Annotated in this window: 16 protein-coding genes; 11 read left to right on the forward strand and 5 right to left on the reverse strand. The window is 69.4% G+C overall.

Annotated features, from left to right (window positions below):
* Window positions 1-24: 24 nt before the first annotated feature.
* Complete coding sequence (locus ACFWEP_RS24235) at window positions 25-159, reverse strand: DLW-39 family protein (RefSeq protein ID WP_219818897.1); 135 nt, start codon at window positions 157-159, stop codon at window positions 25-27.
* A 328-nt stretch (window positions 160-487) separates the two neighbouring features.
* Here ACFWEP_RS24235 and ACFWEP_RS24240 point away from each other — a divergent pair, with 328 nt between their 5' ends.
* Both ACFWEP_RS24240 and ACFWEP_RS24245 read left to right on the forward strand, forming a co-directional pair.
* A complete protein-coding gene (locus ACFWEP_RS24240) occupies window positions 488-850 on the forward strand; it encodes a DUF6344 domain-containing protein (RefSeq protein WP_387372821.1) in 363 nt (120 codons plus the stop codon).
* 190 nt (window positions 851-1,040) lie between these two features.
* Entirely contained in the window at window positions 1,041-1,352 is a 312-nt protein-coding gene (locus ACFWEP_RS24245) for a DUF6234 family protein (protein ID WP_387372823.1), read from the forward strand.
* Window positions 1,353-1,786: 434 nt separating this feature from the next.
* Here the strand turns inward: ACFWEP_RS24245 and ACFWEP_RS24250 are convergent, their stop codons facing one another.
* From ACFWEP_RS24250 to ACFWEP_RS24265, 4 genes are all read right to left on the reverse strand, one after another.
* Window positions 1,787-2,743 carry a hypothetical protein gene (locus ACFWEP_RS24250; protein ID WP_387372825.1) on the reverse strand — a complete coding sequence of 319 codons (957 nt, stop codon included), beginning with the start codon at window positions 2,741-2,743 and terminating at the stop codon, window positions 1,787-1,789.
* A 50-nt stretch (window positions 2,744-2,793) separates the two neighbouring features.
* Window positions 2,794-4,182 carry a tyrosine-type recombinase/integrase gene (locus ACFWEP_RS24255; protein ID WP_387372827.1) on the reverse strand — a complete coding sequence of 463 codons (1,389 nt, stop codon included), beginning with the start codon at window positions 4,180-4,182 and terminating at the stop codon, window positions 2,794-2,796.
* 14 nt (window positions 4,183-4,196) lie between these two features.
* Window positions 4,197-4,439: a hypothetical protein gene (locus tag ACFWEP_RS24260; RefSeq protein ID WP_387372829.1), complete on the reverse strand. Its 243-nt coding sequence runs from the start codon at window positions 4,437-4,439 to the stop codon at window positions 4,197-4,199.
* 139 nt (window positions 4,440-4,578) lie between these two features.
* Window positions 4,579-5,004, reverse strand: coding sequence for a helix-turn-helix domain-containing protein (locus ACFWEP_RS24265; protein ID WP_387372830.1), 426 nt, complete (start codon window positions 5,002-5,004; stop codon window positions 4,579-4,581).
* Between the two features lie 232 nt (window positions 5,005-5,236).
* On the opposite strand from ACFWEP_RS24265, the gene ACFWEP_RS24270 reads away from it, so the two are divergent.
* From ACFWEP_RS24270 to ACFWEP_RS24310, 9 genes are all read left to right on the forward strand, one after another.
* Window positions 5,237-5,758, forward strand: a complete 522-nt coding sequence (locus ACFWEP_RS24270) for a hypothetical protein (RefSeq protein ID WP_387372832.1) — start codon at window positions 5,237-5,239, stop codon at window positions 5,756-5,758.
* 76 nt (window positions 5,759-5,834) lie between these two features.
* The gene (locus ACFWEP_RS24275; protein ID WP_387372834.1) at window positions 5,835-6,413 is read left to right on the forward strand and encodes a sigma-70 family RNA polymerase sigma factor; all 579 of its coding nucleotides are present in this window, start codon (window positions 5,835-5,837) and stop codon (window positions 6,411-6,413) included.
* Complete coding sequence (locus ACFWEP_RS24280) at window positions 6,410-6,703, forward strand: hypothetical protein (protein ID WP_387372836.1); 294 nt, start codon at window positions 6,410-6,412, stop codon at window positions 6,701-6,703. The genes ACFWEP_RS24275 and ACFWEP_RS24280 overlap by 4 nt, the downstream gene beginning before the upstream one ends.
* The gene (locus ACFWEP_RS24285) at window positions 6,700-7,473 is read left to right on the forward strand and encodes a BN159_2729 family protein (RefSeq protein ID WP_387372838.1); all 774 of its coding nucleotides are present in this window, start codon (window positions 6,700-6,702) and stop codon (window positions 7,471-7,473) included. The genes ACFWEP_RS24280 and ACFWEP_RS24285 overlap by 4 nt, the downstream gene beginning before the upstream one ends.
* Window positions 7,473-7,730: a hypothetical protein gene (locus ACFWEP_RS24290; RefSeq protein WP_387372840.1), complete on the forward strand. Its 258-nt coding sequence runs from the start codon at window positions 7,473-7,475 to the stop codon at window positions 7,728-7,730. The genes ACFWEP_RS24285 and ACFWEP_RS24290 overlap by 1 nt, the downstream gene beginning before the upstream one ends.
* Window positions 7,727-8,020 carry a hypothetical protein gene (locus ACFWEP_RS24295; RefSeq protein ID WP_387372842.1) on the forward strand — a complete coding sequence of 98 codons (294 nt, stop codon included), beginning with the start codon at window positions 7,727-7,729 and terminating at the stop codon, window positions 8,018-8,020. The genes ACFWEP_RS24290 and ACFWEP_RS24295 overlap by 4 nt, the downstream gene beginning before the upstream one ends.
* Window positions 8,017-9,426, forward strand: a complete 1,410-nt coding sequence (locus ACFWEP_RS24300) for an AAA family ATPase (protein WP_387372844.1) — start codon at window positions 8,017-8,019, stop codon at window positions 9,424-9,426. Before ACFWEP_RS24295 ends, ACFWEP_RS24300 begins: the two co-directional genes overlap by 4 nt.
* Before the next feature lie 75 nt (window positions 9,427-9,501).
* Entirely contained in the window at window positions 9,502-10,977 is a 1,476-nt protein-coding gene (locus ACFWEP_RS24305; protein WP_387372845.1) for a UvrD-helicase domain-containing protein, read from the forward strand.
* On the forward strand, window positions 10,974-11,258 hold the full coding sequence (locus tag ACFWEP_RS24310) for a WhiB family transcriptional regulator (protein WP_387372847.1): 285 nt from the start codon (window positions 10,974-10,976) through the stop codon (window positions 11,256-11,258). Before ACFWEP_RS24305 ends, ACFWEP_RS24310 begins: the two co-directional genes overlap by 4 nt.
* Window positions 11,259-11,300: the final 42 nt, after the last annotated feature.

Genomic DNA, 11,300 nt, shown 5'->3' on the forward strand with positions numbered 1-11,300 from the left:
GGGCTTCTCACGGACTGCGTCGTCTCACACGCCCGGACCTGCGGGCACGGAGTCGGTCGCCTCCGTCCACAGATCCTGCTCGGCGCGATCCGCCTGGATCTGGCGGTACACGAGGAGCCCGCCGATGGCGGCCAGTGCGACCAGGAGAAGCTTCTTCACCGCGCGACCTCGTCTTTCCTAGGTTTTAAGGGACTTCTGCCGCCCGACTATACACACCGGCCGATACCGATCGGTGACCTGCCCGAGCCCCCGCCGAGGGCCCCGCCCCGGGCGATCCCGAAGGCCCGCGCAGCCCTCGGACCGCCCTCGAGGAAACCCTTTGGCGGCCCCACTGACAGGTCCTGGGACGTTCCACCAGCCCGGTTGCACCATACGAGTGGTGTTCATCAGAAGATCGGCGCACCGGTGGCGTCGCTCCCAGAAATGCGCTTCGACATCCACATCATCAGAAAGGTAAGCAAACCGGACCACCTGAAAGTGAGGGGCCATGAGCGCCTTCAAGGTCAAGAATCTCTGGACCGCCTTCATCACCGCCTTCTTCGCCCTCCTCGCCTCCCTCGGCCTCGCCGCATCGAACGCCTCGGCCACGGAGCAGCAGCCGACGCACACCACGACCCAGGAGCACACGGGTGCGACCGCGGCAACCGCGACCACCCCGTCGGTCCGATGGACCCTTCCGCGTGACAGGGCGCTCCCACCGACGATGAAGCAGCGCATCCGCGCCGAGGCGCACGGCTCCTCACCGGCCACCAGGCACCTGCCCGCCGACACCGCGAGCACCCCCGGCACCGAAACCGCCCGCACCGACTACGGTGCCTCGGAAGGCGAGTTGCCGCTCCCCCCTCCCTGACGGCCCGCACCACCAGAGACTTCAGGCCCCCGGCCCGGTACCCACCGGCCGGGGGCCTTCCCGTGTGCCCGGCACCCCCTGCCCCACGCGCCCCGGACTGAGTAGCCGTGCTCATGCGCGTCGTCGCGCGCCCGAGCACGCTGGAACGCGTACGGCAGGCAGGGGTTCGGCAGGCGAAGAGGTGGTTGCCGTGGAACGGAGTCGACCGTCGACCGGCCGGCAGGCCGGCATCAGTGTGGTTCTCCTCGTCGTCGACCTGATCGTCATCGGCTGGTTGGTGTTCCGCTACGGAATGACCGGGTGGGCCGACTCCTACGACGACGACAACCCGCCCGACGCCCCCAGCGAGGCGGTGCGCGCGACGTGGCTCCTGTTCGGCGCCGCGCTCGTCACGGGTGGCGGCTTCCATCTCCTGCGCCGGCGTACGTGCGGCACCGTGCAGCTGCTCGTCCTGGGCGCCGGGGCCGCCCTGCTCGCCAGTCTGGCCGCCGGCCGCGGGTAGCCCGCCCGGCGCCGAGCAGGCCCGGGCAGGAACGCGGGAGAGGCCGGAGACGGCCCGGTGTCAGGCGCCCGCCACCCGGCATCAGGCGCCCGGCCTCAGCACCGGAACACGACCGTGTGCGCCGTACCCCGGGGGAAACGACCGCTCCCGGAGCGACGCCCGCCCCCGAATGCCGAAGGCCCCCCACCGTTTCCGGTGGGGGGCCTTCGTACTGGTGGGGCTAACAGGATTTGAACCTGTGGCCTCATCCTTATCAGGACCCGGCCCTACACGAAGGAACCCCGCAGGTCACCCTGCAAGTCCGCCCAGCCTAGCCCTACACCGATCTACATTGCCCGGCACTCGTAGATCCCTGCCCGGCACACTGTCTCGCTGGGGTAGTCCTGGGGTAGCCACGGGGTAGCGCTCGCGGCCGGCAACAGCGCCGGGGGAGCTCATAGGCCCGAGTCCAGATAGTCGCTCTCATCCGGTCCCTCGTCCGGTCGCTGGCCAGCATCGACGTCATGGTCCCCCCCTGGCAAGCGCGAGTAGTAGTCCTCAGGCCGCATCTCCAGGTCCACGTCATCCGCGAGGGAAGCCACAAGACTGAGTTCAGGCACTGCAAGGTGAAGGTCGCACGCGGCGCAATCAAAGAAGATCGGTGTCATCGTGACTACCCACCTCTCTCTGTCCACGTAGACCAAGCCTTCCGACGACCCCTCTGACGAGCATGCCGGACAGACTGCGCGCACACAGTAGTCGTTGAGGAACTTCGGGGTGATCAAGCTAGCCACAGTGGTGAGTACGAGTTCCCGAAGTCCATCACCAATATGCGCATACCTCTCCGCGAAGACCCGACGAGACTTGGCGAGCTTCTGCTCCAACCGAATGCGAGCCGCCTCTCCCTCTTCTTGAAGCAGCTTGTCATGCATCGCCTCGTGAGGCCCCCAGTAGTCAGCGCCGATGCCGAGTTCGGCAAGCAAAGGGTCGATCGCCTTGATGGAACTGACGAAGACCCCAATGACCTCATCTCTGTCGTGGTACCCAGCGTGGGCAACGCCGTTGCGTGCATCAGCGAGGGGCCAGGGGCCTCGTGGGCGCGGAGGGATTCCGGGCAAGAGGACGCGCGCCCGTTCGTATGCCTCACCCAGTTGAATTGTCTTAACCTGCGACCCTTTGACCTGACGTAGCTCGCCATGGCCCGCTGCATAGAGGAGCGATAGAAAGTCCTTTCCCTCGACTATCAGCGACGGATGGATCCGAGCCAAGAATGCCTTCAGTAGGTGCTCCGTGGCGACCGCGGCGTGATGGACCGCCATCCCTTCCGAAGACGGCCCCTCAGCGAAGGCCGCGAAGGCCGCGTCCATCCACTTACGCGAGGAGAGCGCCAGGAGCTCAGGGTCAAGGTGCATAAGTCGGACCATAGAGGCCAACTCTTGTACGCAACACCTGTTTCCAAAGATTATGCGACCAAGTGGAGCGGCTTCTTCACACCGGTCTGACCTGGCTTCTTCTCCTCCAGCGCCGCGAGGACCTGGCCCGCGTAATCCGCTGCGGCGTGGGTGTAGAGCCACGTGACCTTCCCCGCTCGCTCGTGACCGAGGATCTCCTGGGCGATGACCTCCGGCACCCCGCGGTCGTGCAGCCGTGACGCGAAGCTGTGCCGCTGGTCGTGAAACGCCGGCCACCACTCGGTCCGCTCCCGCTGCACTTTCCGCACGCGGCCGGTGTCCGGGTCGGCCTCTTCGACGGTCACCTTCCGCGTCGTCTTCCTGCCGACACCCGATTCCTCGAGGGCGGTGGTCCAGAGGCGGCGGAAGGCGCTGCGCCGGAGTGGGGCCCGGTACGGCTCGCCAGGTGTCCCCGCGCGCTTCGAGCCGCGTCGGATCTTGTTCCGGCCGTGGAAGACGAGCTCGGCCGGGCAGAGTCCGTCGTCCGGTCCGGAGCGGTTCGTGCTGGCGTCGGGTTCGTCGGCCAGGAGCTCGCGGAGCACCCGGAGAGCGAGGCCGGTGATCGGCACCGTGCGGAGGCCAGCGTCGCTCTTGGGGTAGACCTTCCGCTTGATCTTCCCCTTCACCTCCGTGAGCACCTCGCGGACGTGGATGACGCGGCGGACGAGGTCGACGTAGCACCAGCGAAGGCCCGCGAGCTCTCCCCAGCGGAGGCCGGTCTCCTGGGCCACGATCTGCACCGCGTGCATGTAGTTGGGGAGGGCCGCGCGGATCAGCCAGAGCTGGGCGTAGCTGGGGGGCCTGCGGTCCTCGGGGTGCTTCTTCTTCACCCGGGGCAGCTTGACGCCCTCGGCCGGGTTGAACGGAATCCGCCGGTCGCGCTTCGCGGCCTCCAGCATCCGGTCGAGGATCTGGAACACCTTCACCACGGAGGAAGCAGCGAGCGGGCCACCGTTCTCGTCGTGCAGCTGGTTGACCCAGGTCTGGATGCCGAGCCAGCTGAACTCGAAGAGCTTCAGGGACCCGAAGTGGGGCTCGATGTGGTTCCGGTAGCTCCGGCTGTCCCGGTCGAGGGTGGTCTCCTCCCCGGTCTGCGTCGGCCACCACAACCGGTGCCACGCGCACAGCGTGATCTCGGACCGGGCGGGGTCGAGCCACGTCCGCTGGCGCAACTCCGTACGGACCTGCTCCAGGAACTCGATGCCGGCGGTCTCCGACGGCCAGTTCTTCGAGCGCCCTTTGCCTGTCGGGTCGGTGTAGCGGGCCTCCCACGACCCGACGTGCTCCTCGACCGGCGGCCGGTTGCCGGGGTACTTCGCGAGGCACGGCGGGCAGCCGCACCGCATCGACGGGTTCGGCCGCGGGTTGCGGGTCGGGGGCGTGGCCTGCTTCTTCTGCACGGCGGTACTCCTGATCAGAGCGGGCCGGCGGCGATGGCCTCCTGCGGGATGGTGATGGGGTCGCCGCAGAAACAGGCGAGACCGCTGCCGGTGGCGGTGGTGGTGGTGGTGGGTGCGCCGAGGTCAACCAGGAGATCCGCGAGGTCTCTGATCAGGTCGTGCGGGTGGGTGCCCCCGTGGACGGTGATGGTGATCTCGTCCGGGTCCCAAATGGCGGTCTCCGCCTGGTCGGTGGCGGTGGTGATGAGAATGCACATAGGTGTCCCCCAGGGCGCGCGAACTGCGTTGGCCGCTACGGGAGGACAGCGGGACGTTGAATCTACATCGACATGTGGACCATGCACAGGCGTTTCGGCATATGCATTCGGAGCCGTCGGTTCACCCCTCTCTGACCCACTACGCGGCTGATGCCGCCTGCCTCATCGCCTCAGCGGTTTGGACGAGTGCCCGCTGCGATCGCGTCGGCAGCTGGCGGTAGATCTCCAGCAGACGGTGCTCTCGCTCGGCGTCAGTGGGCCCCGGCACGGGGCGGCCGGCGGCCTCGAAAATCTGGCGGGGGCTGGTTTCGACTCCCCAGCTGCGCAGGATGTTCGCGAGGGCGCGGAGGTCGTCCGGGTTGATCCGGGACGTGCCCCGCGTGCGGTTCATCCACGCATTGAGGGTGGGGTACTTGATGCCGGCGGCCGCCGCCAAGTCCTTCTGAGTTTTGCCGGGTGCCTGGTCGAGGGCGCGGGTGAGTAGTGCTGCCAGGTCCTCGCCTGCGGGGGCGGGGTCCTCGGCGGCGCGCGCGGAGTCGCCGGGGGTGCTCGGGCCTGTAGTCACACACGGAGTTTCCAGTATCCGCATCTACATGCGCAAGTAGATCCGCCCCGAATGGCCGGATGCCCGGAGCGCCCCGGCGCACCTACATAACCCCTGCGCGCCCCCGTGCGGCATGCCCTCACCACGGGTAGACACCCCTTGACTCGATCTACATCTACATGCATTCTGTAGATAGCGCAGGTCACCACGGCCCGCGTGACCCCTATTCGGCCATGCGCCGGAGGACACCACCATGCGACGACTGGACAAGGGCGGCCCGCTCCGTGCCGCCATACAGGCGGCCGGGCTGGACATCCCGCACCTCGCCGCCCGAACGAAGGAGCTGGACCCGACCGGCCGGGGCCTCAGTCCCGCGTACGTCGGATTCATCGCCGGACGCGGCAAGAGCGCTCGCGAGGACTGTTCCGACCGGGCCGCCGAACTCATCTCCCTGGCCCTCGACCAGGAGGTCACCGCGCTCTTCGAGCCGGTCATCCTCACGCTTGTGGAATCTACATCTACAAGTCGATCGGCGATTCCGGTTTCCGGAAAGTCGGGCCGCCCGACGAGGACTCTGCCGGACCAGCTCATGGACCAGCACGAGCTCTCCCGCTTCCTGCGGAAGAGCCCGAGCTGGATCGACGCGCAGATCAAGCAGGCGCGGGAGGCCGGCGGTCTCTGGCCCGGCCTGATCTACGTCGGCCGGTCGAGGCGTTTCGACCCGCGCGCCGTGCTCGCCGCGATGCGCGACCAGCACGAGCGCATCTCCGCCTGAACGCACTACGGGGCCGCCCGCACCACCGGACGACCCCGAGACCCAACCCACCCGTACAGCAGAACGGAGGCAGGCCTTGACCACACAGGCTAGCCCCAAGATCACCCCGCCGGGGGCGGAGGAGCCGGAGCTCCTCGTCCGCGCCCGCAACGGCGACCGGGAGGCGTTCGCCTCTCTCTACAACGAGCACCACACCGAGTTGTCTCGGTACATCCGGCTCCGCGTCTGTGACGTGCATCTCGCCGAAGACCTCGTGCAGGAGACGTTCCTCCGCGCGCTGCGCCGCATCTCCTCGTTCACCTGGCAGGGCCGGAACTTCGGCGCCTGGCTGGTCACGATCGCCCGGAACCTGATCACGGACCACTTCCGGTCCGCGCGGGCCCGGCTGGAGACCGTCGTCGGCGACATCCTCGACGTCGACACGACCGTGGACAGCGCCGAGGCCGCCGGGCTCCGCGCGCTGGCCGTCGAGTCCGTGCACACCGCGCTGCTGAAGCTCACGCCCGAGCAGTACGGAGCCATCCGGCTCCGGTTCCTTGGTGAGCTGTCGATCGCGGAGACCGCGACCGTGATGGGCCGGACCGAGGGCAGCATCAAGCTCCTCACGTACCGGGGCATGGCGTCGCTGCGCTCTCGGCTGGCGGTGGCCGCATGAGCGACATGGCCGCACAGCTCGCCCAGTTCCAGGTCCTCACCACCCTGGCTACCGCCCACCCCACCCTGCCGGGCGCGTACATCACCGTCCCGAGTCACATCCCGAACCGTCTCATCGTCCAGCTGAACAGCGCTCCGGACTTCGAGACGTGGCGGGAGACCCTCGCCGTGGCGACCGATGCCGTGGCCCTGAGCTCGGACCGCAGGGGCTTCGACCTGGAGGCCACCGTCGTGATCGCCAACATCACCGTTGAGTTCTGGGCTCGGCTGGACGGCGGTGCGGAATCGTGAATCGGAACCTTCCCGCGACCACCACGCTCGTCCGCCAGGTTCTCGCCGGTGGGGGCGCTGACATCGCCGCTGCCATCGCGCACGCCCTAAACGGCGCCGGCCTGCTGGTGGACCCGGAGCGCACGTACGGCACCGTCCTTCGGAGGACGTCGGCCGGGTGGGCGCCGGTTGCCCCCGCCACGGGCTGGGCCCCGTCCCTCCCCACCCCCGACGCTCCGCCGGTGACTGACCTGGAGCGGGAGGCCAGTGCCTGGGACCGAGCGTGCGAGCGCGCCCAGACCCTGGCCACCGCCACCGCCACGAAGTACGGGGCCGAGCCGGAGGTCACCCGCGTCACTGTCGACCGCGACACCGTGGTCATCACCCTCCACATCGTCGAGCGGGACCGGTGGACGGGGTGGATGGCCGCCCTGGGCATCGCCCCGGAGCAGGTGACGGTCGGCGAGTACGTGGCGTACGGGCGGACGTCGTGGGACGGCGTGCCGGTCAGTGTCCTCGCGTACGACATGCCGGAGCTCTCCGACGCACCCGCCGCCGCCCCCCGCGCGACGCGGCCGTACCGGTACGCCGGAGTCGTCTACGACTTGGCGCTCGGCCTGCGGGACATCACCGGCGACACCTGGTGGCACCACGGTGAAGAGACGGCCGAGGGGATGCCGCTGCTGTCCCAGGACGGGCGGCCCGAGCGGTGCACCCTCGCGGGGATCGTCGAGCTCGTCGGCCCGCTCACCCCGGTCCGCGAGCTCGCCACGGCGAAGGGCGGTGCCTGATGGCCGCCAGTAAGACCGCGAAGACCTGGAACGCCGGCCTCACCGGCGCCCCGAAGCCGGGACGCGAGATCCGTCCGTCCGGTCGGCAGTGCGCGACCCCGAACTGCGGTGCCGAGTCGGGCAGCGTCCGCCGGGCCGTGGGCTGGGTCGTGATCGAGGTCATCGGGTCCACGGAGCCGAGGCGACTGTTCTGCTCGTGGCACTGCGCCGCGTACGGGTCCGCGCTCGCCGAACTCCGCGTCGGGGGTGGCCAGTGAGCGCGTACTCCCGGATCTACCGGAACCTCACCGCTGGTGGGATGCCCGCCGACCAGGCGGCGGCGGAGCTCGCCGACCTCCGCCGCGAGCTCGGCCAAGAGCTCGCCACCGGCCTCCTCCAGCACATCAAGGAGGTGTGCCGGTACAGCCCCCGCGACACCCACGGCCGACGCCGGGTCCTCGACCGCCAGTACGGGGCGATGCACCGGGCTCTCGACTGGATCGTCGCCGCGACCGCCACCGGCCGCCTCACCACCACCCCGCAGCAGCGCACCAGGAGCAACCCGTGAGCACGTTCACCTTCGCCCCCGCCTCCCGCGAAACCGCTAAGGCCCGCATCGCCCTCCAGGGTCCTGGCGGATCCGGCAAGACCAAGACCGCCCTCCGCCTCGCCGAGTCGCTCGCCGCTGGCGGCACGATCGGCGTCGTCGACACCGAGCGGGGGTCCGCTCTCAAGTACGCCCCGGTTCCCGGCCGCCCCGACCTGGGGGGTCACGAGTTCGTGCACCTGCCCATGGCGTTCTGCTCGCCGGAAAACCTGATTGCAGCTGTCCGAGCCGCCGAGGAAGCCCGCCTCGCCGTCCTCATGGTCGACAGCTGGTCGCACTTCTGGGCCGGGAAGGGCGGCCTGCTCGCCCGCGTCGACCAGGAATCCAAGAAGCCCGGCCACTTCGGCGGCAGCTACACGGCCTGGGCGCCAGTCAACGAGCTGGAGCAGGACATGCTCGACGCCCTGCTCGGATTCCCCGGCCACGTGATCGTCACCATGCGCACGAAGAACGACTACGAGATGGAAGGGAAGAAAGTCACCAAGGTTGGGGTGAAAACCGTCCAGCGTGAGGGCGCTGAGTACGAAGTCGACGTCGTCATCGACATGGTGGCGGGCACCGGAACCGTGACCAAGACCCGGTACGAACCCCTCGCCGACATCACCGTCCACCACCCGGGCGAGGAACTCGCGGAGATCATCCTCGAACAGCTCGGACAGGGTGTGGACCCGGTCGCCGTGATCGTGGACGCGGCCACCGCCGCCGATCTCACCCTGGACGCTGTTCTCCAGCTCTCCGCCGACGCGGCCCGCCGCAATCTGCGCCAGGCCAACGTCCTCCACCCCGGCACCGCTGAGCCGATCACTCTGGACTCTCTGCTGCGAGAGCGCCTCGGCGACGTGGTCAGCCACCTGCTTGCCGACGACTTCATGACGTACGACCGGGCGATCGAGCTGCACCGGCGCGCGGACTCGGGCGGGTGGCTCGGCGTCGAACGTCTCGTGCCGGAGACCAGCGAGATGACGACGCTCGGCGACTTGATCAAGGCCCGGGGTACGGCGCTCCGGACCGCGCCGCAGAAGGCACCGGAGGGCTCCTCCCCGAGCACCGGCAACGCCACTGCCGCGCCCAGCAACGACGGCCAGGCGGCGGCTGCCGGCGGCGAGGCGGTGACGGCTCCTCAGTCGCGGAAGATCTTCGCCACCCTCGCCGAACTGGGCTTCGACAACAGCGACCGCGAGCGCCGCCTTCGCGCGATCAGCCTGATCGTCGGCCGCCAGATCCCCACCCAGAACGACCTGACGTTCGGGGAGGCGTCGGTCGTCATCGAGACCCTGGCCGACTTCACCGGCGAGGGTGCCGCCGACCGCTTCCGAGACCACCTGAACACGCTGCTGGAAGCCGCTCGCGAGTCCGTCTCCGTCTGATCCACCACTGACTGCGGGCCCGGCCGCTCACCCCCCGGCCGGGCCCGCACCCACCCCAGAGAGGAGGACACCCCAGTGGTGGACCCCACCCCGGAACAGCGCGACGCGATCGACACGTACGGCGACGGCATCGACCTGGTGCTCCAGGCCGGCGCCGGATGCGGGAAGAGCTCGACGCTGAAGATGATCGCCGCCTCGGACCCGCGCCGACGGATGACGTACGTCGCGTACAACAAGGCCATCGCCGCCGACGCGGCCCGGTCCTTCCCCAACAACGTGCTGGCCAAGACTGGGCATGGCCTGGCCTTCGACCCCGTCTACATGCCTCGGCTCAACCGGCCCCGGCAGACCGCGCACGCCGCCGCTCAGGCGATCGACGTGAAGCGGATCCTCGGCATCATCGGCGCGACCCCGTCGATCCCGACCGACGCCGGGGCCCGGAAGGCCATGACCGGCAAGATCATCATGCGGGTGGTGCTCGACACCATCGAGCGCTGGTGCCACAGCTCCGATCCGGAGATCTGGGCGAAGCACGTCCCGCAGTACGACGGCCTCACCGGCGAGCAGCCGCGGACCGAGCTCCTCGCCCTGGTCCTGCCCGTCGCGCTCGCCGCGTGGGCCGACCTCACCGACGAGACCGGCGTGCTCAAACTCAGCCACGACCACTACCTGAAGATGTGGGCGCTCAGCGGTCCGAAGCTCCAGACCGACGTGGTGCTCCTCGATGAGGCGCAGGACACCAACGACGTCCTGTCCGCCGTCCTCTTGGACCAGGACCACGCGCAGCGGATCGCCGTCGGGGACTCCGCCCAGCAGATCTACAGCTGGCGCGGCGCGAATGACGCCCTCCAGAAGTTCGTACGGACGCTGGGAGCGCCGGAGTTGACGCTCAGCCAGTCGTTCCGCTTCGGTCCGGCCATCGCGGCCGAGGCGAACCGGTGGCTCCGGGTCATCGACGCGCCCCTCCGCCTCACCGGGTACGAGCAGGCCGAGTCGACCGTCGGACCGGTCGCCGCCCCGGACGCGATCCTCTGCCGCAGCAACTCGGGCGCCATGGGGATCGTGATGGAGGGCCTGTCCGCCGGCCGCTCCGTCGCCCTGGTCGGCGGGGGCGGGGACATCAAGGCCCTCGCGTGGGCCGCCGAGGCGCTCCAGTCCGGCGGCGTCACCGACCACCCCGAGCTCATGGGGTTTCCGTCCTGGGACGCGGTGTGCGAGTACGCCGAGGAGGAGGACGGCTCGCTGAAGGTACTCGTGAAGCTGATCAACGAACACGGGACCGGGCCCATCCTCGCGGCGGCCGACGCGCTGGTCGCGGAGGGTCGCGCCGAGCTGGTCGTCTCCACCGCGCACAAGGCGAAGGGCCGCGAGTGGAACCGCGTGCGGATTCACAGCGACTTCCGTGCCCCCAAGCCTGACCCCAAGACCGGCCTCATCCTCCTCCCGCGTGAGGAGGGGCGCCTCGCGTACGTCGCGGTGACCCGCGCACGGCAGCGGCTCGACGCCGAGGCCCTCGCCTGGGTCGACAGCATCACGGCGGTGGCGGCATGACGAACGTGCAGTGGGACCTCGCCGCTTGCCGAGGCATGGACACCAACCTCTGGTTTCCCGAGGGACGGACGAACACGGCGGACAAAGCCCGAGCCGAGGCCAAGGCCATCTGTCTCGCCTGCCTGATCCGCGAGGACTGCCTCGGCGACGCTCTCGATGAGGAGGAAGGCACGGGGGCGTCGACCCGCCAGGGCATTCGGGGCGGTCTGACCCCGAGGCAGCGGTATGACCTCGCGACCCGCCGGGCCGGTGCGCCGCCGCCGAAGCAGCGCGCCGCCTGACCCCACAACCCCGGGTGCGCGGCCGTGTCTCCCCTCACCGGC

Source organism: Streptomyces sp. NPDC060198 (assembly GCF_042728415.1).
Classification (GTDB): Bacteria; Actinomycetota; Actinomycetes; order Streptomycetales; family Streptomycetaceae; genus Streptomyces.

Coding starts and splice junctions, on each gene's coding strand:
- ACFWEP_RS24240 (WP_387372821.1), top strand. CDS start 488: ATGAGCGCCTTCAAGGTCAAGAATCTCTGGACCGCCTTCATCACCGCC.
- ACFWEP_RS24290 (WP_387372840.1), top strand. CDS start 7,473: ATGGCCGCCAGTAAGACCGCGAAGACCTGGAACGCCGGCCTCACCGGC.
- ACFWEP_RS24260 (WP_387372829.1), bottom strand. CDS start 4,439: ATGTGCATTCTCATCACCACCGCCACCGACCAGGCGGAGACCGCCATT.
- ACFWEP_RS24270 (WP_387372832.1), top strand. CDS start 5,237: ATGCGACGACTGGACAAGGGCGGCCCGCTCCGTGCCGCCATACAGGCG.
- ACFWEP_RS24250 (WP_387372825.1), bottom strand. CDS start 2,743: ATGCACCTTGACCCTGAGCTCCTGGCGCTCTCCTCGCGTAAGTGGATG.
- ACFWEP_RS24310 (WP_387372847.1), top strand. CDS start 10,974: ATGACGAACGTGCAGTGGGACCTCGCCGCTTGCCGAGGCATGGACACC.
- ACFWEP_RS24280 (WP_387372836.1), top strand. CDS start 6,410: ATGAGCGACATGGCCGCACAGCTCGCCCAGTTCCAGGTCCTCACCACC.